The organism is Alteromonas gilva (assembly GCF_028595265.1).
In the GTDB taxonomy this organism is placed as follows: Bacteria; Pseudomonadota; Gammaproteobacteria; order Enterobacterales; family Alteromonadaceae; genus Alteromonas; species Alteromonas gilva.
Genome location: NZ_JAQQXP010000002.1, coordinates 132,702 through 154,991, shown reverse-complemented (window position 1 = coordinate 154,991; position 22,290 = coordinate 132,702). Strand labels below are relative to the sequence as shown.

The following is a 22,290-nucleotide window of genomic DNA, read 5'->3' as shown; positions in this document are numbered from 1 at the left end:
ATAATCAATCAATATATAACAACATTTTTACAATTGTTTTATCTGTGAAACTTACTGAAATATAACCGGGAAACTGACTAAAAATTGAACGGCAGTCAGGCAGTGCAATCGCCCGTTTAACAACACACGGATAATTGGCAGGAAAAAAAGTGCAGAACTTTGAATAAAACGAGGCAGGTACCGACGTTGCCGCCGGCCACAAAGGAAACTAACCGCAGGCTTCTACCACCACAACATTAATGCCGCGCTGACGAATTTTATCGAGGGCTTCCGGCGCTGCATTGCTGTCGGTAATGATGGTATCCACTTCGTCCAGCCCGCAGAATATTAGATTTCCTTTTACACCAATCTTAGTGCTGTCGGCCAGCACGATGAGTTTGTCAGCCCGCTTACGCAGCTTTTGTTCAGCCAGAATCAACAGTGGGTCACTCTCCATAACGCCAAACTCGCTGATCCCGGGCGTGCCCATAAACATTTTGCTGCCACGGTAGTTTTGCGTAGTGTCGTTTTCGAATGAACTCAGAATAATACTTTGCTTACGATACACTTCACCGCCGGGTAAAGTGACCTGATTTTGACTGTTTTCCAGTAACTCATGGGCCAGCACAAACGAATTGGTAAGAATGTTCATCCGCCGTTCGGTAAGAAATTCAGACATCATAAAGGTTGACGAGCCGCCGTTGATGATGATCGACTCGCCATCTTCACACAGTTCGGTCGCGGCTTTTGCAATCATTCTTTTGGTGTCGACATTACGCTCCCGATCAACCAAAAACGCGTTGCCGGATAACTTAAAGCTGGCAACAGAGCGGTCTTCAAGCACCTGGGCGCCACCACGGATCTTTTTCAACTTATTGGCATCGGCCAGTTTGTTCAGATCGCGCCGAATGGTCGCTTCGGAAGAATCTAGCTGGGTACACAGATCTCTGACGCTAACAAAGGTCGTTTCGTCAAGAATATCCAAAATAAGCTGGTGTCGCTGCTTTTCCAGCATAGTGCTTCCTTTATAATCATTATTAGACTGTAGGAAGTTAATATAATCACCTATCCTCACGCAAGCAATCAAAAACGTAGATTTGTGATTGCTTGTGAATGTTTCATAATTGAAACTGATTGCTTATTGATTTATTCGTTGGTACCAGTTTTGTCGATATTCATCCAGGCCAGTGAACGCTGACGCCCGGCACGGTTGCAGCTCCAGGGCCATTGCGGTATTGCTGTCGAAACCGATGAGCGCTGCAGCCCCCATCACCGTACCGGTATTATCTTGTGACAACATCACCGTCTGCTCAGGGCGCAGTTGCGCTACCAATTCACACAGCAAGGTATTTTTTAAAAACGCGCCTTCAATATAAATAGGGCCGGTAGCGTTAAGGTCATTCAGGCGTTGATCGATCATCAACGCACAATAGAGTGTGGCAATCGCCTGCGGTGCTGGCGGCTGCGCCGGACACGCCAAAACGGGCTCAGCGCCACCAAAGGGGCCATTACCATTACTGAAGTCAGGCGTTACCAGCCAGCGTTCATTAATTGCTTGCTGAATGTCGGCAGGTTGCGCGGCCATACTGATATTACCGCCCAGACGTGCACATATTGTTTCGTACTCTCGCCCGCCCATAAAACGGGCACAGCTCACCGGCTGCTTAAAAATATCCACATTCGCCAGCGTGTCGCGGTGGGCCCCCAACTGACTGACATCACCATTAGCTTGCATCGCAATTGTCCACGTACCGGTTGAGATTACCGTGAAGCTCTCATCCGCAGCACAGCGCTGCAAGAGATAACGCAGTAAACTGGCGTTACTATCATGAATGCCGGTATAGATCTTACAATCTGCCGGCAGGCTGGTCTGTTGTGATACTGCCTGGCTTACCGTACCCAGCTCATCCCAGGCATTCTTAAGCGGCGGAAATAAGTCTCGCCAACCGCAACGCTCAACCAGCGTAGAATAGTCTTTAACCGCGGGTTGCCACAGATCGGTATGACAACCCAAAGAAGTGACTTCGGATGCCAGCTCTGCGCCCAGTCGCCAGGCCCAGTATTGTGGATACATAAGAATATGGGTGACCCGTGAAAACGCCTTTGGATACTTAGCTTGCAGCCAGAACAGCTGGCGACCTAAATTAAGCCCGGCAGGCAGCTGGGGCGAGAGAGTTTCATTAAAATCGGGGCGCACTGCGGCGTAATCTGACTCACACTGCGCTATGCCATCGTACTCATAATCGAGTACCGCTAACGCCAGCGCTTGGTCGCGATCACCGACACTATTGTCAATCAGCGCCGCCGTAGCACCATGGGTGGTAACAACGATTGCGCTTATCTCGGCGGTTCGACTGTAAGACTTTAACGTCTCAGTTAACCATCGCCAAATACCGTCCACATCAGCCTGGGGGTACATCCCCATGAGCGGCGCATTTTTACTGCTAAAACTTGCAGCAGGCTGGCCATTTTCGATCACCAACAGTTTAATATGCGTCTTGCCAATATCGAGAACAGCTTGCAACATTGCGAAACTCCAACAGCTAACTAAGACCAGCAAAAGCTGACTGGCCATTTTTTGCGGCAGTAATTATCACCACCATTCATTAACACGATTCCAACAAAATACACCAGCAATCACATTCAATCAATACCAATCACAAAAAATCATAATGTTAACCAGCCGTTAATAGTGATAGTTGATCCAAGGCGTATTATGCGCGCCTGCTTGGGGGAATGTTGAATAAGGTTATTGCCGGCGGTTAACAGGCCTGCGCTGTGAAGCATGGTTTAACATGCCATATCGGCTATCTGCTAGCACTGCCCGAGACTAAATGCCGCACCACCGCTGAACAGCATAAGGTGGGTTTGATCATCAATAACCTGTTGTTGACCCAGAGCTATCCACTGATAATACACATTGCGATGCACCAGCGCCTTCAGGCCGCGGTGTATATCCACATACAGACGCGGATTTTCCGGGTTGCTGTCATCAAAGCTTAACGGGTGGGTTTCACCAAGCAGCACCTTATGCCCTAAGTTTGTGCTTACTTCTATTACGTCGCCGTTATCAGTGTGATGCTGTTGCCATTGAGTAATGACATATGGAGCATCTTCAACCTGAATTCGGACCAGTTCGGCAGGGGTTTTTAAATAATAATCATCGCCGTCCCTGAGTAACACGTTGGCGAACAGTTTAACAAGCTTTTCCCGTCCTATGGGGCTCCCCATGTACCACCAGCTGCCATCGGCTTTAATGGTCATGTCAATATCGCCACAAAATGGCGGGTGCCATTGGTCAAAAGGCGGTGCCGCGTCGAAATTTTCGATTTGTGACGATAGTGTTTTAAGATCCATGGTCATGGCGCCCGGTAAGTGAGGTCGCAATCATATAAGCAAATTTTGCAGCCCAATGACAGGCTATTGCGAGTTTTTTTGCGGCCGAACTCAACAAGGCTCCCCCAGCTATGCGTTTTTGGTATGCCGCTCTTACAATAAATAATTTGGTAGAATAAGCAGACTGCTTTACCGTCTGATCACTTCTGCTTAATGACAATTCAGTAAGGAACTTAGTATGGCTGGCCTAAGCAGCACTAATACCGATGACGAACACAACTTACGCGTCGACCTGGCTGCGGCCTACCGCTTACTTGATCTTGAGGGCTGGGGTGACACTATCTTTACCCACATTTCAGCTCGCTGCCCCCATAGCGACAACCGTTTTTTACTTAACCGCTATGGCTTACTGCCAGAGGAGATTTGCGCCTCCAGCCTGGTTGAAGTTGATGTGCAGGGTAATCATGCCGGCCAGGGTCAGGCGTTGGTCAATCCGGCCGGTTTTACCATCCACAGTGCCGTGCACATGGCGCGCGAGGATGCGCATTGCGTCATGCACACCCATACTATGGCCGGTATGGCAGTTGCCGGTCTGACGATGGGTTTACTGCCACTTAATCAAACCAGCATGGAGTTTTTTAACCGCATAGCCTATTACGACTACCAGGGCATTCCGCTGGAATGTGATGAACGCAGCGCTATTGTCGATGCCCTGGGAAGTCACCATAGTATGATCCTGCGCAACCATGGTTTACTTACCGTAGGACGCAGCGTTGCTGAAGCGTTTTACCGCATGTATTACCTCAATAAGGCCTGCGAAATACAAATAGAGACTTTGAAAACCGGTGGCGAATTGTTAATTCCCTCTGACGAGACTGCCGAACATGTTGCGCAACAGGCCGCCAATCCTGATTATCAGGCGCAAAGTATCGCGCTGATTTGGCAGGCGATGCGCCGTAAACTGGATCGTATCGACCCCTCCTACCAGCATTAACCGCTCGATAGCCGTTACACCAGACAAAAAAAGACCCGCACAGGCGGGTCTAACGAAGAACAAAAAGGCAGGTTAACCACCTTTTGGTTCACCATGAATGCTCTTAGTAGCAATCATTACAATACCGCGTGCTGACCAATAATGTCGGCCGAGTGCCTAAATTTGCGTTGTTCGCTGGCATTCAGATGCAGTGTGAAACGCTTACCTAAACCAAAGCTACCAACCTGACTTGGATGACTGATGTAGCAACCTGCCTCGCGGTCATAGACAGACACCGAAAATACGCGCCGGCTGTCGGTGAGAATGGCGGTGCAAATGTTTGTCGCTATCGCGGCAATACCAAACTCGGTGCATTGCTTACCGGCATAGATGTCGCTGCCAAGGTCTGCGACCTGTTTTTCCAACTGCGCTTTCAACTCATCGGACAGGCTGTTTTCCACCGCCTGACCTGCCACACGCAGTGAAGACCACACTATAAACTGCGAATCACCGTGTTCGCCGGCAACATAGCCCGCAACATCGGCAGGGCTCACGCCTAACAATTCACTCAATACTCTTTTTAAACGCAAGGTGTCCAGCGCGGTGCCGGTACCAAACACACGGCTGGCAGGTAAGCCCGATTCCTGCTGCAAAACCTGCGTAATCACATCACAGGGATTGGTGATATTGAGCACAATACCATCGTAATCGGCCGCGTGAAGCGTGTGTGCCAACTCAATAATACTGGCTTTGTTGCTGGCGTACTCTGCGAGTCGGTCCAGCGTGCTAATGGTGCGCGGACCTAACGCAACCACAATAACATCGGCGCTTAGCATGGCAGCCGTATCGTTAACCCTTATCGTCACGTGTTCGTCCAGGGCTACCAACGCGTCCCGTAAGTCCGTGGCATGGCTGGTGACCTTGTTAAGGTCGCTATCGATTAGCGTCAGTTCATTCACAATGCCTTTATTAATGAGTGAATGCGCCAGTGCCCCCCCAACGTTCCCGCAACCAACAATTGCAACATGCCTTGTCATAATGCCCTACTTGTATGGATGTTTTTGCGTCAGTGTAAGTAGACCAGACAACCGGCGCTATCAGTGTTTTTGAATAGCGGCATGCGCTTTTGGAATACCCTGTTGGCAGATTAACTGGCAATACCACTACGCTTCATCGGTGATCGCCTCATAGACCGAACGGTCCAGCCTGGCGCCAGCCTTTTCCAGACTGCTGATGATGGTTTTTAACACCAGCAATGTGCGTTGATTCATGCGCTCCTTTGGCTCGGTAACCAGATACACAGACTCGCCAATCTGATGGCCGGTTTCGATGATCTGCATTAAACGGCCCTGTTGAATATCATCACGCACTTCAATGATGTCTGCCAGTGCCAGTCCCATGCCCAGTCGCGCGGCTTCAATCGCCTGATAGGCATAATCAAAATACGTATGCTGCCTGGCCAGCGATGCATCGAGCCCATGCGACGCACACCACTGACTCCACTGGTTTAAACGGTCGTGCAACAGGGGATGGGCCAGTAACGCTGAGGGCGACGTCAGGCGTTGCCCGTTTACCAGCTTAGGGCTGCACACCGGAACATAATATTCATCGTACAGCTTGCGCACTACCCGACTCTTATCGGTTGGTGCACCCAAAGTAAGGGCAATATCAAATTCCTGCGACAGGTTTTCCTGCAGCGGTTCAACGGTTTTTACCCGCAAGGTAATTTCCGGATATTGTTGTTGCACCAGCGTGAGCAACGGCAGTAGCCAGTTCATTGAAATCGTCGCCGTACAGGCAATAATTAATTCACCGGCAATCTGGTCCGGATTCATGTAGTGCAAGCCGCGGTTAATTTCCATAAAAGCGCTCTGCACCGAGACCAGTAAACGCCGGCCAGCCGGGGTTAATTGCACACCGTTACTTTCGCGATGAAACAGATTTACGCCTAAGCGCGCTTCTAACTGACGAATATGACGACTCAGCGCTGAGTGCGACACGTGCAGTTCTTGCGCCGCGCGGCGTATATGGCTATGCCGTCCGGCAGCCTCAAAGGCTTTCAATGCCGTGAGTGGTATTTGCCTTAAATCTAAATAGGGCGTTCTTTCTGGTCTCATAAAGTTACCAAGGTGGTATTAATTCGTTACTTGAATGTGCTAATTAACACCATAAACTGGTACAAACATCAATCCTATTGGAGCAATTACTGATGACTACTGATTTTTTCCGGCGCCGTAACCCAAACGGTAAAACACAGAGAATGCCACACTGGGGGATGAATTCTGAATACGGCGTACTGCAGGATGTTCTCATTGGTCCGATGGACCATTACAGCTGGCAAAGCGGTAACGCCATGTCGCGCCGGTCCATGCGGTTGGGTCGTCGATTCGATAAAAGCGTGGCGCAGCAGCAGTATCAGGAAATGATCGATATCTATCAGCATTGCGGAGTGAATACACACTTTCTTAAAGCCGACCAGGCATTACCCTATCAAATTTATGCCCGTGACTCATCGGTGATGACTCCCTGGGGGCCAGTCGTCACGCAAATGTACAGCCCCTGGCGGCGCGGTGAATGGCTCGAAGTGGTCAAGTTTTACCAGCAACATGATATTCCATTATACGATGTGATCACCGCCGGGACATTTGAGGGCGGCGATTTTATGGTGTTAGAGCCCGGCGTTATTCTCTGCGGTTACACCGGCGAGCGCACCAGCAAAGAAGGCCTGGAGCAAATGCGAGGTTGGGTCGAAAAAGAAGGCTGGGAATTTAGAGCTTACGAATTCGACCCCTATTTTTTGCATCTTGACGTTAAGGTCGCCATGCTGTCAGATAAACTTGCTGCAGTATGTAAACAGGCTGTCGAACAGGAGCTGCTCGACTGGTTTGACGCACGCGGCATCACCATTATCGATTTGTCCTATCGTTCGGTGCTGGAGTTAGGTGTTAATGTAGTCGCTTTGGGTAACGACCGGGTACTGGTACCGAGCAGCAGCACCGAATTAGTCGACAAAGCCAAAGCCCATGGTCTGGAAGTGTTTAGCCCTGATATGTCGATGTTTACCTCCGGTGGTGGCGGCGTGCACTGCATGTGTCAGCCACTGAGCAGAAAAGACGCATAGGAGTGCAACGGATGACAGCATTAGCAATCAACAAACAGCGTCTGTGGTCAACGCTCATGGAAATGGCCGCCATCGGCGGCACCGAAAAGGGCGGCTGTAACCGCCAGGCGCTGACAGAGCTGGATAAAGCCGGTCGAGAGTTATTTATTGGCTGGTGTGAAGATATAGGTTGTCGCTTGCGGGTTGATCAAATGGGCAACCTGTTTTTACACCAGGCTGGCAGCGATGACACTCTCCCCCCGGTACTGATGGGCAGTCACCTCGATACACAGCCCACTGGCGGCAAATTTGATGGCGTGTACGGCGTACTGGCCGGTCTGGAAGTACTGCGTACCCTCAATGATGCAGGCATTACTACTTTGCATCCCATCGAAGTGGCAGTATGGACCAACGAAGAAGGTGCGCGCTTTTCACCCGCCATGATTGGCTCAGGTGTGTGGAGCGGTGAGTTTGACTTAGCCTATGGCCTTAGCCGCACCGACAAACAAGGCGTGAGTATTGGTGAAGCCCTGCAACAAACCGGTTTTGCCGGCACCGAACCATGTCAGCCATTTGCGGTTAAAGCTGCGTTTGAGTTGCATATAGAGCAAGGCCCGATATTAGAAGCGAAGCAAAAACCCATTGGGGTGGTTAAGGGGGTGCAGGGAATGCGCTGGTACGATCTCATCATTGATGGCCAGCCTGTGCATGCCGGTCCAACGCCCATGGAGCAACGCCGCGATCCTTTTATGGCACAATGTGCAATAGTCAGTGAACTTTATGAGCTGGCTGCCAGCTATGCGCCCTTAGCCCGGGCCACCTTTGGTGATATCAAAGCCGAGCCGGGCTCGCGGAATACCGTGCCCGCTCGCCTCACACTGGCGGTAGATTTACGTCACCCGGACCAGCAAATACTGGCCGAAATGGATGCAAAGTTTCGCGCGATAACCAAACGCAGCTGCGAAAAGTTCGGCCTGTCCTACTCAATTAAAGATGAGTGGCATTCGCCGGCAGTAGCATTTAACAGCGACTGCGTAGATGCGGTGCGCGCCGCCACAGAGCACTATGGTTATGACTACGAAGAAATGTTCTCCGGTGCGGGCCATGACTCGGTGTATACCTCGCGGGTGGTGCCGACTTCCATGATATTTATCCCCTGCGAAAAGGGCATTAGTCATAATGAAGCCGAGAACGCAACGCCGGAAGATATTGAAGCAGGCTGTAATGTGCTACTTGGCGCTGTACTTGCCATGGCAAATGGGTAAATAAAGCCGTTTACAGCGCCGCACTATTAATTAAACGCTGAGCCTGGAGCTTGGCGAACGTGAAAGGACAAATAACCATGACGACCGCCTATCAGCACCTCTACATCAACGGGCAGTGGACAGCGCCCAATTCTGACCGCCAAATACGCGTTGTTAATCCGGCAAATGGCGAACTCTTTGCCACCGTCCCCAGTGCTGACCATCACGACATTGATGCTGCCTTACACGCTGCCAAAGAGGCCTTTGCCAGTTGGTCAGCAACCACAGCGGCATACCGGGCCGGCCTTATTCATGCCATTGCTGATGGCATGGAAGCCCGAAAAGACGAACTCATCGACGCCGTTATTGGTTCAATGGGTTGCCCCATTGCTCTGGCCGACGAGCTACAGGTACAGGGTAGCATTGATGCATTTCGCAGTTTCGCTGAACTGGCGGGGCACATGGATGACAGCGAGACCTTTGACAACTACATTACCGTTAAAGAGCCGGTGGGCGTTTGTGTATTGATAAACCCATGGAATTACCCGCTATCACAACTGGTGGGTAAGTTAGGCCCTGCTCTGGCGGCGGGGTGTACCGTGATATTAAAACCCGCCGAACAAACACCGGTGCAGGATCTGATCCTTGCCGATATCATTCATAACGCCGGCGTACCGGCAGGCGTAGTTAACGTACTTACCGCTGTAGGTGCTGATATTGGCGAGTACCTGTGTAGCCACAAAGACGTTGATATGGTGTCGTTTACCGGCTCCACCGTTGCGGGTATAAAGGTGGCTCAGGCTGCCGCGCCCGGCGTAAAACGAGTGTGTCAGGAGCTGGGCGGTAAATCCCCGTATATTATTGCCCCTGGTGCCGATCTGGCAGCAGCAGTTCGTTATGGTGTAGAAGATGTCATGATTAACGCCGGGCAAACCTGTTGTGCGCTCACCCGTATGCTGGTGCCTGCCGGGCAGCTCGAAGCAGCCGAGCGCATTGCCGCTGAAGTCGCCGCCGAATGGCAACCCGGTAACCCACGCCACCCTGACACCATGATGGGCCCGCTCAGCTCCCATGCCCAGCAATCCCGGGTTCAACAGTATATTGAATTGGGCATAAACGAAGGAGCCAGGCTTGTGTGTGGCAACGAGCCACTTGATGCGGCGCTTAGCGACGGCGCCTATGTGGCACCGACCATCTTTTCCGCGGTCACTAACACAATGACCATTGCCCGCGAAGAAATCTTTGGGCCGGTGTTATGCATTATGCCTTACGACACTCTGGAGGAGGCCATCACCATCGCCAACGACACGCCATATGGCTTATCCTCCGGCGTGTTTGCTAAAGATGCCGACGAAGCCAAACAGATTGCCCGACGTATTCGCGCGGGTCAGTGTTATATACAAGGCGCGCTGTTTAATACCGATGCGCCCTTCGGCGGTTACAAACAGTCGGGGAATGGCCGGGAATGGGGGCTAACAGGTTTGCACGAATATACCGAAACCAAAGCACTGATCATCTGACACAGTGCTGAATAAAACAACCAGGGGGGTGTGCAGCGAATAGTTGTCTGCGCACCCTAACCACTGACTACCACTCACTTTCCGGTACATGCACAATCAGCCCCTCAAGTGCATCGGTCACCTTAATCTGACAAGACAGTCGACTGTTTGGTGTCATCTCAATAGCGCTTTCCATCACCGCGATCTCGGCTTCATCGGCAGTGCCGACTTTACCAATCCAGGCATCATCGATAATGCAATGACAGGTGGCACAGGAGCAACTGCCGCCGCAATCGGCGGTGATTTCCTCAATGTCATTGTCCACGGCTGTTTGCATAATAGAATCACCGTCTATGGCATCCACTACTTTGATGCTCTCGTCCGGCAGTATAAAGGTAATATTAGGCATAATGTTCTCCAACTCGCCCATGGGGGCGACAATACAGGTTAAAAGGCTCGATACAACAGGCTATTGGCACTGCATTTTACGCAGCCACATTTGATGAAACGACATATTGACCTGATCCCAGGCTTGCACCAGATTGCCCTGATCGGCCACTTTTGAGGTTCTGGTATGCTGCAGCTTGTCGAGCAGTTCGATATCCTGCTGATTTACTTCGTTAAGCACATCGCTAAGTCGCGCCTGCTCCTCAGTATACTCATCGCTGGCTGCGTCTTCGCTGGTCACGTAAACAGACAGTGTTTCTGCGGTGCTGGTCACGCCAGTGGGTTTCACCACGATGGTTTGCACCCAGCAAGGATCGACAAAAAACAGCGTGTTGGGGAAAATACCAAACCACTGCTGCGTGCCCTGACGCTCGGCAGGTAACCCGGCAAAATGCGGCAGTTGCTTCGCGGTTTTAGCGGGCTTATCGCTGGCACCATTGGCTAAACGCAGGCCAACAATGTCTTCCGACAGAAAGAGATCTTCCTGCTCCAACACCGACTCAACGGTACACGCCTGAGAATGCACAAACGGTACATGGTAGCCATCAAGAAAGTTATCTACCGCCAGCTTCCAGTTGACGTCACCCCGGTAGTCGGTCGCACTGATCATTTGAATATCATGCTGCGGATAGCCACTCAGCAATTCATCCAGGGGCTTAATAAAGTCCTCGAAGGGCTGGGCGTCACCTGACACATTCACAAAGATAATATCCCACCAGATAGCAAAGCGTACTGGGATAAGCCCTTTATCGGCCTTATCCTGGGCCGAGATGGGAGTATTGTCACGACCGTAGTATCGCGGCGCACCCATCAGTTCGCCATCCAGTTTGAACGACCACTTGTGATACGGACACACCAGGGTACGTTTGTTACAGGGGGCATCTACCAGCGGCGCCGCTTTGTGACGGCACACATTATGGAATACGCCGACTTCACCGTTTTTATTACGCACGGCAATCAAGGATACTCCGGCAATGGTGACCGGTAGAATATCACCGGGCTTTTTAAGCTGCTGGGCACAGCCAATACTCGCCCAGCCGCGGGCGAATATCTTATCCTGCTCTTGTTGATAAATGTCATTGTCGGCAAATACAAAGCCTGGCAGACCTCGCTTTGACACCGTTTCGCTTTGAATGTTAGTTAACTGGATTGTACTGGTCATTATCACTTGCCTGTTGTTTCATTTATTATTTTGCATGTGTTCATCAAATCATAATCAGCACCCGGCGGGTATACGCAGAATGTTATGTTTTACGCACACAGGTGGTGTTTAAGGGCGGTGCACAGCGCCGGGAACATCGCTCCCGGCCACAAATTTGCGCGCCGTGGCGTTAAAATAGCAGATGCGCAATCAGGGTCAGCAGCGGCAGCGCTATACAGGTTCTGATGGCAAAAATAGCCACAAGGTGGCGCACCGATAACGGAATGGATGAACGCATAATCAAAATGGCACTTTCGGCAAAAAAGATTAACTGAGTAACCGACAGCCCGGCCAGTACGAACTTGGTTTTGAGCGATGTCAGCTCGCTGGCAATAATGGTGGGTACAAACTGATCAAACAAGCCCAGAATTAACCCCGGTGCGGCGGCCCGGGCCTCAGGTATTTGCATCAGTTCCAGCAATACACTGAGGGGGTAAGTCAGGGTTTGAAACAGCGATGAATGGTAGTAGATAGCCAGTGTAAACAGCTCAATGGTCATTGCTGCTGGCATCATCATCAAATAAATGTCCATCATTGAGTGCCAGCCGCGCTGCAACGACACCTTTGGCGCCGGCGACTTTTCGGCCACTGCATAGGCGCGACTCATGGCCATCTTAAGGCGGGATTCACCGTGGTCGACGTCTTCATTGAGGGTTTTGCCATTGGGCGGATAATAGTCGTTTTTGACCCAACAAAGCGGTGGCAGTCGCGGCGTGATCACCGCGCACAAAGTGCAGATAACAAACATACTGCCGTACAGCTGTAAAAAGTAATCACCCAGCCCTGCCACGTTAGCAGTCAGTAATACAAAGGGCACCGACACCACAGAGAAGTTGGTGGCAATAACCGACGATTCGCGGCCACTGTAATAGCCTTTCTCATACTGTGCGTTCGTCAGCACCACCGCAATACTCGATGAGCCTACCCACGAGGCAACGGTATCTATAGACGCCCTGCCCGGTAAGTTAAATAGTTTCTGAAACGGGCGCTGCAACATGGTGCCAACAAATTCCAGCAGGCCGTAGTCGGTTAAAAAGGGCAACAGCAAACAGCCCAATCCCACCAGCAAAAATATGGCACCGGCGACGTCGATATAGGCCGTTACACCGGTCTGCGCGGAGATCAGCCATTGCGGGCCAATTTGAAACAATGTCATACAGGCCATAACCGCGGCACTCACATTGACCACTACCCACAACCAGTGCGAGGCAATCAACCGGTCGGCCATGGGTAGCTTCATTGCCATATGCCTGGGCGACACGTTGTAAATGACTGACACCACCGCAGCCAGAACAAAGCAACTGGTGGTAAATACGCCCATGTTTTCGCCCAGCCAGTCACTAATCTGGCCGGTAAGGATCCCCAGAGCAATGGTCCAGGCGCCGTCGATATACATCGGCGTAAGAAAAAATAAAATTCCAAATAAAGAACAACCGAGTAATTTAACCCATGTCATCGTGGTGCTAGAAGCGCTTTGCATTTTGAGAGCCTGTTCGTTATTACTCATGAGTTTGTCTCCTTAAAACGCATAACCGGCATTAAGGCCGCTCTCACTGACATTTATTAATGCCGTGGTACCCGCCAGCCGGGCTGCTTTGAGCGCGCTGGAAAATTGCTCAAGGGTATCGGCCTGGTATGCCTTGCAGCCCATCGATTCGGCCAACGCTGTATATTGAGGTGGCGCTATATTCACGCCTTCCCGCGCGACGCTGGCATCGTCCATAAAACGGCGAATTTCACCGTGGCCGGTGTTATTCCACACCACGTAAATCACCGGCACCTGATTTTCTACAGCGGTGATAATTTCGTTCAGTGAGAACTGCCCGCCGCCATCACCGGTAAGACCAATCACCGGCAGTTCACCGGCCCCAATAGCTGCACCAATAGCGGCCGGAAACGCATAGCCTAAGGTGCCGTAGCCGGTGGTCGAGTGAAAATAACGTCCCGGTGCAGCGGTTTCATAATAGGCCTGGGCATAGTAGGCGGGTTGGGTGGAGTCGCCCACAATAACGCACTCGCCAAGCACCTCATCGATCACCTCGAAAAACGCCGTGTACTGTGCTTTTTTAAGATCGGTCACCGCTTCACGCAACGCACTGACACGGTTATTACCCGCCTGGGTTAGCGCTTCGGGCAGTTGCTCACAGATGGCCTCAAGGGCCAACGTGGCATCGGCATACACCGCCACATCCGCGCGATGATTACGCAGTAATTGAGCCGGGTCGATATCGACGCGAATGACCTTCCCCTGCATGGCCACGTCACCTAAAAAGAAGAAGTCGTAATCGGTTTCGGCTAATTCAGTGCCCACGGCAATGACCACATCGGCCTGCTGTTCAATGGCGTTACGGATTGCCGGGTGCGAGGGCGTGCTCCCCACCCAAAGCGGGTGATTTTTAGCCATTACGCCCTTGGCATTACAGGTATTAACAACCGGCATATTTAAGCGCTCTGCCAGGGATTGGGCTGCCGCGCCTGCATGCCGGGCACCGCCGCCTAATATCATTAACGGACGCTGCGCTGTGCTGAGCAAAGCAACAGCGTCGGTAATTGCGGCTGGGTTTGGTCCCGGTGGCGCCGGCAGTGGCCAGGCGCTGACATCAAGATGACTGGCATCCTGAGCTAATACATCCAGAGGGATCTCAATATGCACAGGTCCCGGACGCTGGCTGCTAAACACCGAAAAGGCCTGCGCCATGACCTTTGGCAGGTTATCAGGGCTTAACAATGTATGACTAAACCGGCACACCTGCGAGGTTAGACCTTGTTGGTGCGGCAATTCATGTAAACGCCCCTCCCCCATACCTAACTGGTGCGTGCGGTTAACCGATGAAATCACCAACATCGGCACAGAGTCTTGCAGTGCCTGACCCATGGCGGTAACAATATTGGTCATGCCGGGGCCGGTAATAATAAAGCACACCCCCGGCTTCCCTGTTACACGGGCAAAACCATCAGCCATAAAGCCCGCGCCCTGCTCGTGACGCGGGGTTACATGTTTAAGATTGGCGTTCTCCAAACCACGATACAGCTCAATGGTATGAACACCAGGAATACCAAAAATAGTGTCGACACCGTAATTTTTTAAAAGCTCTACCAGAGCTTGTCCACAGGTTTTTGTCGTTGTCATTGTATTATCTTATGTCTCCCTGTGGGTGCGCATTACGCCCCGAATTAGTTGTCTGCGACAGGTTTCATTTACGTCGCACCTTTGTACTGACCAACACGAACATGCTGGGGATTTTTTAAACGCTGGCGAAGCTATTGCACCAAGTAGATGCAGCCGGCTGAACAGTTTCGGTGCCCGGAGGCGACGACGCGTAGTTAAACACTCACACAGAAACCGAATTCTCAGTCAATGTCCTTCTGGCCATATGACAAGCGGTTACGCCTGGCGGCGGCGCTTTAATGCGTCTTGCCACAATTGTTCAGCGGTCTTTTTTAACAGTAGCGCTTCGTCCCAGCGGTCACTCAGTTCGTAGCCATCCTCGCCGGTTATAGCATAAACCGGCGGGCCAAGTTCACTTAAGAACACACAACGCCGGTCGGATTCGACGCCGTGACGGTCGATCCATTTTTCGAACCCTTCCTGCCACCAGCCCTTAAATAACTCAAACCAGGGCTTATGTTGCGGGAACAATATCGGTACTTGAATTTGCTCGCGGGTTGCCACGCGTCCATGAAACGCTTCGGCTTTGCTTAAAAACTGTGATATGCGCTGCCGGGCTTGCTCATGAAGAGGCAAATACCATTCCTGATTGACAAGTACATGAGACAAATCGGCCACCATTAGCAAGTCGGGCACTTTGTCCATCAGTTGCAGGGTAAAAAGTAAATCGTTGGTCATACAGTTACGGTGTACTTCAACGTGGGTTTCTACACCGCCTGCGGCACCAATGTTCAGCCATTGCCGGGTAGTTTGCGCTACCTCATGCAGGTCCCATGGCTCGATTTGCCCCACGATCGCAATAAAACGCGGCTTAACGGCCTGAGACGTCACAAAATCAACAATTTCGCGGTAATGGGGCACGCTTTTTACAAACGCGTTGTAGCAAAGATCCAAACCAAATTCCTGCAACAGCGGCATTGCCTGACGAATAGTGTCTTCGCTGTGGTAGCCAATATCAAAGCTCACCCCTTTAAAACCAGCGCCAGCAATCCTGGCAATCTTTTCCCGCAGGGTCCATTCAAACCCATCCGGGCGTTTAAACTCCATTGCCCACATAGACTGAAATACATCCAGTGTTACCATTTTACATCCTCTTCAGTTAACGCACTGAGCCGCTGTGTTTGCCACTTTTTCTTAAGTGTTGTGAGGGGCTCTTTAAATCGCCGCCATTGCCCCACGTAACGGTTATGCAATGACTCTGTCACCTGGCTGGCACTGGCCGTTTGTGTGGCACCCGGTTGTTGATGGAATTGCAAACAAGCAGGTTCCCACGGCAGCTCACAGAACTCTGTCAGCCGACGACCGACCTCCTCCGGTCGGGCCACAAGGTGTTCGTAGCGTAAGGTTAATATTCGTTGTGGATAGGTCTCTTGCCACTGCTTGATCATTCGTTGGTAAGCCGGCACATAAGCGCCGATATCATCGAGTGAATATGAGTAGTCATACCCGTGCTTAAACAGCATTTTAAAATTGCTCAACGCGGTATCCATTGCATTGCGCTCTACCTGTACTACCCGCGCGTTGGGTATGGCACTTAAAATAATCGGCACAAATAGCGCGTTAAGCGGCAGTTTATCGGTGAATACTCCCTGGCAATTGAGGTAATCACCACTGAGCGCCATATACCGTTGGCCAATAGCGTTCATATCTGCGTTAGCGATGTTGGCGAGGGTCCCGGCCGTTATCGACTGAGGCCCGTCCGCCCAGCTACCACCGGCAGCTTCCAGAATGGTCATGGGTAGATAGTTAAGCTCGCCGCCACGCTTCACTTTAGAATGGCTGCCCAAAATCCCCTCAACAACTGTGGTGCCGGTGCGAGGCATACCAACAATAAACACCGGACCATCACTACCGCTTTGGGTTGGCGCAGCAAAGTCACCGTTACTGACCAGACGTTGCATAGCGTTAATCCGGGCGAGCTCATCGCTAACAGTAAAACGCTGTAAGTCGCGTTTAAGGGCCGCGCCCGTTGCATAGGCCGCAAACGCTGCCGGGTACTGCCGGGCATCTTCGAGTACCTTTCCTTTACCATAGTAAAGTGATGCCAGAGCGGCCTTAGCCGCTTCTGACCCGCTATCCTCATAATAACGCTGGCAGCGGGTTAATTGTTCCAGCACACTTCGCGGCTCTGGGTGCGGTTTAACATGAGCCAGCGCGCTGCAGGCTTCATAGTCTTCAGGATGCGCCGCTATTACCGTTTCCAGGTTAGCCGCGGCGCTGTTGAGATCGCCGGTATAGCGTTGTAATGACGCCAGGTTATAGCGCACCTGATGGTTTTCAGGCTCGCTATTAATTACCTGTTGATAAAGTTCGATTGCCCCGTCGATTTGACCACTTTGGTAATACAACAAAGCCAGTTCAAGGCGTTCTTCAACGGTAAGCGATGCCATTGAAGCATGTAACTTCCGCAGTACTTTTCGGCTCGCCTGCCAGGCGCTTAAACCGCTGTATAAGCGAGCCAGATGCAGCAGATACTGGCTGTTGTCAGGGTCAATACTGAGCGCTTTCAGGGCGCTGTTTATCGCCATACGATGCTGTTTTAAGCGAGCACTGATTTCAGACAACAACACCCAGGCAGCTGCGTCATCCGGGTATTCTTTTACCACTTGAATACAGTCAGCCGCTGCCGTATCAAGGTTGCCCTTGTCCAGCAGTTTACTGATAGCGCTAAGGCGATTTGCTGTATTCATTTATACACTCCGACGACAGGTAGCTGAACAAACCCGTTGCACAAGCTGACCAACAGTCAGGCTGTGCACCGGGCACTGGATCAGAACGAATAGCTAGCCGACACACCAATAGTACGCGGACGAACGCGATAAGCCGGATCGCCGAGCTGATCGGGATACTGCAGACCAAACTTTTCACCAGAGTAAATCTCGTCACTGGCACTGCTGGTCATATCATCACGATTTGTCAGGTTGTCGGCAAACAGACGTATTGTCCAATCGTCTTTGCTTATTGCCACTGAGGCGTTGAGAAGGGTCGAGCTATCGATTTTATCGTTGCTGAGCGAGTCATAGCCGGTAATAAAACTGCCCTTGTAGGACAGCCCGATACGGCTATTCATGGCTACTCCGTTGAGCACCTCAGTGCTGTGGATTAAGCTCGCTACAACCGTATTCTTTGGTACACCGGGCATAACGTCGCCAGCGTTGGCGATTACCGCAAATGACGCTTCCCCGCCTGCCACATTGGGTTGCACGAAGTCTTCGGTCAATTCAGCCTCGGTATAACTCCAGCCCAGATTTAATTTAACCGAATGACTCAGCTTTGCATTAACTTCCAGCTCCAGTCCGCGTGACTCGGCCTCGTCGGCGTTAAACATAACCGGAAAGCCACCATTTGGAGTCTTAAAGTTAAGAATAGGATCCTGCCAGTCTATGTAAAACACCGCCAGCGAGTAGTTTACCTCACCGTTAAGCAGCAGGCCTTTGGCGCCCAGTTCATAGTTGGTGGTTTTATCGGGGTCAAAGTACAGATAATCCGGATGCTCGGCATACACGCCGCCCTCGATCTGCTCAGTAGATAAATCATCCACCGGCGCACCATTCGCACCGCCGTGGCGGAACCCTTGAGCAATATTCAGGTACACTTTAGTGTCAGCATCAATATCAAAAGAGGTATTTAACCGATACAGGGTATCGGAAAAACTGCGCTGTCCTTCGCCGGAGCTATACCCCAGCTCTCCTTCACCGCAGAACGACCCACAGGGCGGTAATATCACTGACTGAAATGCATAGAAGTCCTGATCAAAATAGCGCAAGCCACCGGTGATCTGCCATTCATCGGTAATGAAGTAGGTCAGTTCGCCAAAGACCGCCCGGTCAGTAAACTCAGTAGCCTGAATGTTGCGATACCCCAGATCGGGCGCAGCAGGGTTGGTGATACCATAAAAAGTATCCACGCCGTAGATATAGTCCTCGGCAGTTTCGTCGTAATCCTGCTCGGCATAATAGCCGCCGGCAAGCCAGTCAATATTATCCAGCGAGCCGGTTACCCGCACTTCCTGGGTAAAGGTGTCAGTTTTGTAGCTTTTTATGCCGCGGACAACTTCGCGGGGAATACCAGCGTAAAACTCCCAAAAGCTCTGATAAGCATAGCCATAACTTTGATCGTGCATGTTAGTGGCGTCATTTTGGGTCAATGAGGTAGATGAAGTCAGCATCGCTGAGTCGCCTAACTCATGATCAATAACCAGTGAGGTGATTGATACTTCACGTTCAAAGTCACCGATTAACTTGGCACCGGTGTTATACCCGTCGAGCCCTTCAGAGGTGGCCGTAGAGCCTTTGATATCATCTTTTTGATATGCATGACTAAGCAGAATATCGGTTTGTGCAGACGGTACCCAACGGGCGGCAATCCGCGCCATCATGACATCTTCTTCGTTTATGTCATCCGCGGAAAAGACCTCGCCGGTAGGCTGGTTATTGTCATCCAGGCCTTCCAGGTAGTCAGCGTCAATGTAGCCAGCGTTATGCAGTTTAGCGACCACACCACGTATGGCAAAGGTGTCAGACAGGGGGATGTTCATAACCACATCGCCATCAAAGTCAGTGCCGTCAGACTCGGCGTTTTTCGCCAGCTTGCCATTGACTGTACCACTGACAGTATCGAACTGCGGCTTGTTTGGAATGTAACGTAAGGTGCCGCTTAATGATCCCGAACCATACAAAGTCGACTGTGGACCGCGTAACACCTCTACCCGGTTGATGTCGCGCAACTCCAGGTTGGCCGACATGGGCGTTTCACCCAAATAGACCGACACCGCAGGGTCTGTTTTAGAACCGAAGTTCTCAGCATTGGAGGCATTGGCATTAATACCACGGATAAAAATACTGTTTGAGATGCCGTTTTTACCGCGACCTACGTCATTTAAGGTAAGGCCGGGAATATTGCGGGCCAGGGTAGAAAAATCGGTAATTCCATTTTCCTGCAGGGACTTACCACCATAAGCCGAAATACTGTATGGCACTTCCTGAATCGTGGTCTCACGGCGGGTAGCGGTCACGCTAATCACTTCCAGATTGCTTGATTCCGGAGTGTCTGATGCATCGTTTGGCGTAGTCTGGGCAAGGGAACACAAAGGTAATCCCAGCAACGCACAACTGATGGCGATATTCACTTTACTCAGCTTCAACATTTCTTGCTTCCCAATAAAGAATTAGTGTTTGAGGACGGTTATTTTTATAGTTTTTCGTTTTGGCAAATCCATACTAGGGGGGCAACGAGACACCAGCAAACGATCAAAACTTGTAGCATCATTCCAAAATGGAATGCCACAACTTGAGCGTGTTTTGCCGACAATACAGCTCACAATGGTAGGTGCGAAAAGAAGGGTTCGTGGTATGCTGTAAAGCCTGGTGATGGGTTGAGTAGCCCGCCGTTTTAAGCGGAGGTCGCTGCCGGTTGCGGTAGGTATTTACCACTGCCCGTTGCCATGCAAACTATCATCAACCAATGCTGATGCGCCTGCCAGACGGGTCTGCATTCAACTGCCTAACCGGGTATCAACGGCACTCAGGTGTCGCCCAACCGTTAAGAAGAGGTGTTTTAATGGCCCGAAAACTGCCGAGTATTACTTCTTTACAGTGTTTTGACGAAGTCGCCCGTCATCTTAATATGACCTATGCCGGAGACGCCTTGCATCTGACCCAAAGTGCCGTGAGCCGGCAGGTGAAAAATCTTGAAGAATTCATTGGTCGTCCGCTGTTTTATCGCTACGACAACCAGTTAAGCCTGACCCCCGTGGGGGAGCAATACGCTCAGGAAGTTCACAAAATACTCAAGAGCCTGGATACGATCACACAAAAGATTTCGTTAAATGAAATATCAAAACAAGCCGTGGAGCTCAAAGTCGTTACCGAGCCGACCTTTGCCATTGCCTGGTTAATGCCACGCTTAACCGAGTTTTACGTAAACTATCCCGACATCGAAATTACCCTTGGCACCGATTACGAAACCGTGACCCGTAACACCCGCAAAAGCGATTTCGCTATTTTATGGGGCAACGGTGACTGGCCCCACTACAAAGCTGAGCCCTATCGCCGCGATACTTACCTGGCGGTTTCTACCCCCCGCTATATGAAAGGCCGGCAGCCTGCACGCACCATGGGTGACGTAACCCAGTTCAACTTTATTCATCAAAGCAGTGCGATTTCAACCACCGACGAATGGCTGCGAAAAGCGGGCTTAACCGACAAAGAAATTTCACAAATGGGCGGGCAAAACTTTGAGTACTTCATGTATTTGCTGCAGGCTGTTAAAAGTCATTTGGGCGTGTCGATATTCCCGGAGTATTTAGTCAAAGACGCACTGGCCTCCGGCGAGCTGATTTTGGCCTGTTACGAAACTTACACGCCAGATGAATGCTTCTACATGCTTTACCCCGAAGAGCGCCAGGAAGATTACGCCATCCGCCAGTTTCGTAAATGGTTACTCACCCATAAAGACGATCGCTAATGGCCACTCTGTCTGCACAGCCCTCCCTGCAAAAAGCGCTGGAACAACTGCCCGGGGTAGTTCGTGAGCTCGATGGTAACGGTTTTTACGCCGCCCTCATCGAGTGGGTTTGTGGTTTTTTAGCGGTCGATAGCGTATCGGTTATTGCTTACGCCCAAGATCGGCCGCCTACTCTGCTGTTCGAAGCCCTCACAGAGCGCGAACGGACACTCTTTTTTGCTCGTTTTATGGATGGCACTTATGTGGCCAGTCCGTCCTACCGTGGTGTTATCGATAACGCACCGCCCGGCGTCTATTTATGGTCGGCACTCATGCCCGATAACTTTCGTCAGTCAGCGCTTTACAAATCTTATTACCAGCCCAGCCAGATAGAGGACTTAGCCTATGTATTTTGCGTGCCGGCACCGGGAGTGCACATTCAGTTAGGCCTGGGGCGCCACGCACCTAACCCGGCCTTCAGCAGCGGCGATCTGGCCAGCTTATACGCCCTCGAAACGTTAATACTGGAGTTGGTCAATAAACACTACCACCTCAGTGGTCGCCATGTTGCACCTGATGCAGTCGCTTTATCACGCCATGTTAACCAGCGAGTAAAAGAGGTGCTGGATAATTTTGGTGAAGGCGTATTAACTGAACGTGAAAAAGACATTGCCAAACTTATTATCTCCGGCTATTCCTCTCAGGCTGCGGCAGATAAGCTGTGTATTTCACCGGGCACAGAACGCGTTCATCGCGCCAAGGTATACGCCAAGCTTAACCTGCGTTCTAACTCTGAGTTGTTCTCGCTGTTTTTACGTCACCTGACCGCATTGTCGGGTTAACGTAGCTTAATTAAATGCACGGTTTGACAGACCAGACACCGCCAGGCCTATAGCAT

At 51.1% G+C, this 22,290-nt stretch carries 18 protein-coding genes; 6 read left to right on the top strand and 12 right to left on the bottom strand.

Features of this window, described 5'->3' with window-relative positions; translation table 11 throughout:
- Window positions 1–208: 208 nt before the first annotated feature.
- The 3 genes from OIK42_RS14365 to OIK42_RS14355 form a co-directional block, all read right to left on the bottom strand.
- Complete coding sequence (locus OIK42_RS14365) at window positions 209–994, bottom strand: DeoR/GlpR family DNA-binding transcription regulator (RefSeq protein ID WP_273641722.1); 786 nt, start codon at window positions 992–994, stop codon at window positions 209–211.
- Between the two features lie 123 nt (window positions 995–1,117).
- A complete protein-coding gene (locus OIK42_RS14360; RefSeq protein ID WP_273641721.1) occupies window positions 1,118–2,506 on the bottom strand; it encodes an FGGY-family carbohydrate kinase in 1,389 nt (462 codons plus the stop codon).
- A 287-nt stretch (window positions 2,507–2,793) separates the two neighbouring features.
- Complete coding sequence (locus OIK42_RS14355; protein ID WP_273641720.1) at window positions 2,794–3,336, bottom strand: DUF1285 domain-containing protein; 543 nt, start codon at window positions 3,334–3,336, stop codon at window positions 2,794–2,796.
- Between the two features lie 217 nt (window positions 3,337–3,553).
- On the opposite strand from OIK42_RS14355, the gene OIK42_RS14350 reads away from it, so the two are divergent.
- Window positions 3,554–4,309: a class II aldolase/adducin family protein gene (locus OIK42_RS14350; RefSeq protein ID WP_273641719.1), complete on the top strand. Its 756-nt coding sequence runs from the start codon at window positions 3,554–3,556 to the stop codon at window positions 4,307–4,309.
- Window positions 4,310–4,425: 116 nt separating this feature from the next.
- Here the strand turns inward: OIK42_RS14350 and OIK42_RS14345 are convergent, their stop codons facing one another.
- Both OIK42_RS14345 and OIK42_RS14340 read right to left on the bottom strand, forming a co-directional pair.
- Window positions 4,426–5,325 carry a lactate/malate family dehydrogenase gene (locus tag OIK42_RS14345; RefSeq protein WP_273641718.1) on the bottom strand — a complete coding sequence of 300 codons (900 nt, stop codon included), beginning with the start codon at window positions 5,323–5,325 and terminating at the stop codon, window positions 4,426–4,428.
- 126 nt (window positions 5,326–5,451) lie between these two features.
- Window positions 5,452–6,405 carry a LysR substrate-binding domain-containing protein gene (locus OIK42_RS14340; protein WP_273641717.1) on the bottom strand — a complete coding sequence of 318 codons (954 nt, stop codon included), beginning with the start codon at window positions 6,403–6,405 and terminating at the stop codon, window positions 5,452–5,454.
- Window positions 6,406–6,497: 92 nt separating this feature from the next.
- On the opposite strand from OIK42_RS14340, the gene OIK42_RS14335 reads away from it, so the two are divergent.
- The 3 genes from OIK42_RS14335 to OIK42_RS14325 all read left to right on the top strand — a co-directional run bounded on the left by OIK42_RS14335 (window position 6,498) and on the right by OIK42_RS14325 (window position 10,152).
- Entirely contained in the window at window positions 6,498–7,409 is a 912-nt protein-coding gene (locus OIK42_RS14335) for a dimethylarginine dimethylaminohydrolase family protein (protein ID WP_273641715.1), read from the top strand.
- Window positions 7,410–7,420: 11 nt separating this feature from the next.
- Complete coding sequence (locus OIK42_RS14330) at window positions 7,421–8,653, top strand: Zn-dependent hydrolase (RefSeq protein ID WP_273641714.1); 1,233 nt, start codon at window positions 7,421–7,423, stop codon at window positions 8,651–8,653.
- A 77-nt stretch (window positions 8,654–8,730) separates the two neighbouring features.
- On the top strand, window positions 8,731–10,152 hold the full coding sequence (locus tag OIK42_RS14325; protein WP_273641713.1) for an aldehyde dehydrogenase family protein: 1,422 nt from the start codon (window positions 8,731–8,733) through the stop codon (window positions 10,150–10,152).
- A gap of 67 nt (window positions 10,153–10,219) precedes the next feature.
- On the opposite strand, the gene OIK42_RS14320 is transcribed toward OIK42_RS14325, so the two are convergent.
- From OIK42_RS14320 to OIK42_RS14290, 7 genes are all read right to left on the bottom strand, one after another.
- Window positions 10,220–10,540, bottom strand: a complete 321-nt coding sequence (locus OIK42_RS14320; protein ID WP_273641712.1) for a 2Fe-2S iron-sulfur cluster-binding protein — start codon at window positions 10,538–10,540, stop codon at window positions 10,220–10,222.
- Between the two features lie 60 nt (window positions 10,541–10,600).
- The gene (locus tag OIK42_RS14315) at window positions 10,601–11,740 is read right to left on the bottom strand and encodes an aromatic ring-hydroxylating oxygenase subunit alpha (RefSeq protein ID WP_273641711.1); all 1,140 of its coding nucleotides are present in this window, start codon (window positions 11,738–11,740) and stop codon (window positions 10,601–10,603) included.
- Window positions 11,741–11,909: 169 nt separating this feature from the next.
- Window positions 11,910–13,286: a YjiH family protein gene (locus OIK42_RS14310; RefSeq protein WP_273641710.1), complete on the bottom strand. Its 1,377-nt coding sequence runs from the start codon at window positions 13,284–13,286 to the stop codon at window positions 11,910–11,912.
- A 12-nt stretch (window positions 13,287–13,298) separates the two neighbouring features.
- Window positions 13,299–14,909 (bottom strand): 5-guanidino-2-oxopentanoate decarboxylase, encoded by a 1,611-nt coding sequence (locus OIK42_RS14305; protein WP_273641709.1) that lies wholly within the window; start codon window positions 14,907–14,909, stop codon window positions 13,299–13,301.
- A 255-nt stretch (window positions 14,910–15,164) separates the two neighbouring features.
- Window positions 15,165–16,031 carry an IolE/MocC family protein gene (locus tag OIK42_RS14300; RefSeq protein WP_273641708.1) on the bottom strand — a complete coding sequence of 289 codons (867 nt, stop codon included), beginning with the start codon at window positions 16,029–16,031 and terminating at the stop codon, window positions 15,165–15,167.
- Window positions 16,025–17,638, bottom strand: coding sequence for a tetratricopeptide repeat-containing sulfotransferase family protein (locus OIK42_RS14295; protein ID WP_273641707.1), 1,614 nt, complete (start codon window positions 17,636–17,638; stop codon window positions 16,025–16,027). The genes OIK42_RS14300 and OIK42_RS14295 overlap by 7 nt, the downstream gene beginning before the upstream one ends.
- Before the next feature lie 80 nt (window positions 17,639–17,718).
- Window positions 17,719–20,094: a TonB-dependent receptor gene (locus OIK42_RS14290; RefSeq protein WP_273641706.1), complete on the bottom strand. Its 2,376-nt coding sequence runs from the start codon at window positions 20,092–20,094 to the stop codon at window positions 17,719–17,721.
- A gap of 413 nt (window positions 20,095–20,507) precedes the next feature.
- Between OIK42_RS14290 and OIK42_RS14285 the strand changes: the two genes are divergently transcribed.
- Window positions 20,508–21,413 (top strand): LysR substrate-binding domain-containing protein, encoded by a 906-nt coding sequence (locus tag OIK42_RS14285; protein WP_273641705.1) that lies wholly within the window; start codon window positions 20,508–20,510, stop codon window positions 21,411–21,413.
- The gene (locus OIK42_RS14280) at window positions 21,413–22,234 is read left to right on the top strand and encodes a helix-turn-helix transcriptional regulator (protein WP_273641704.1); all 822 of its coding nucleotides are present in this window, start codon (window positions 21,413–21,415) and stop codon (window positions 22,232–22,234) included. Before OIK42_RS14285 ends, OIK42_RS14280 begins: the two co-directional genes overlap by 1 nt.
- Window positions 22,235–22,290 lie beyond the last annotated feature (56 nt).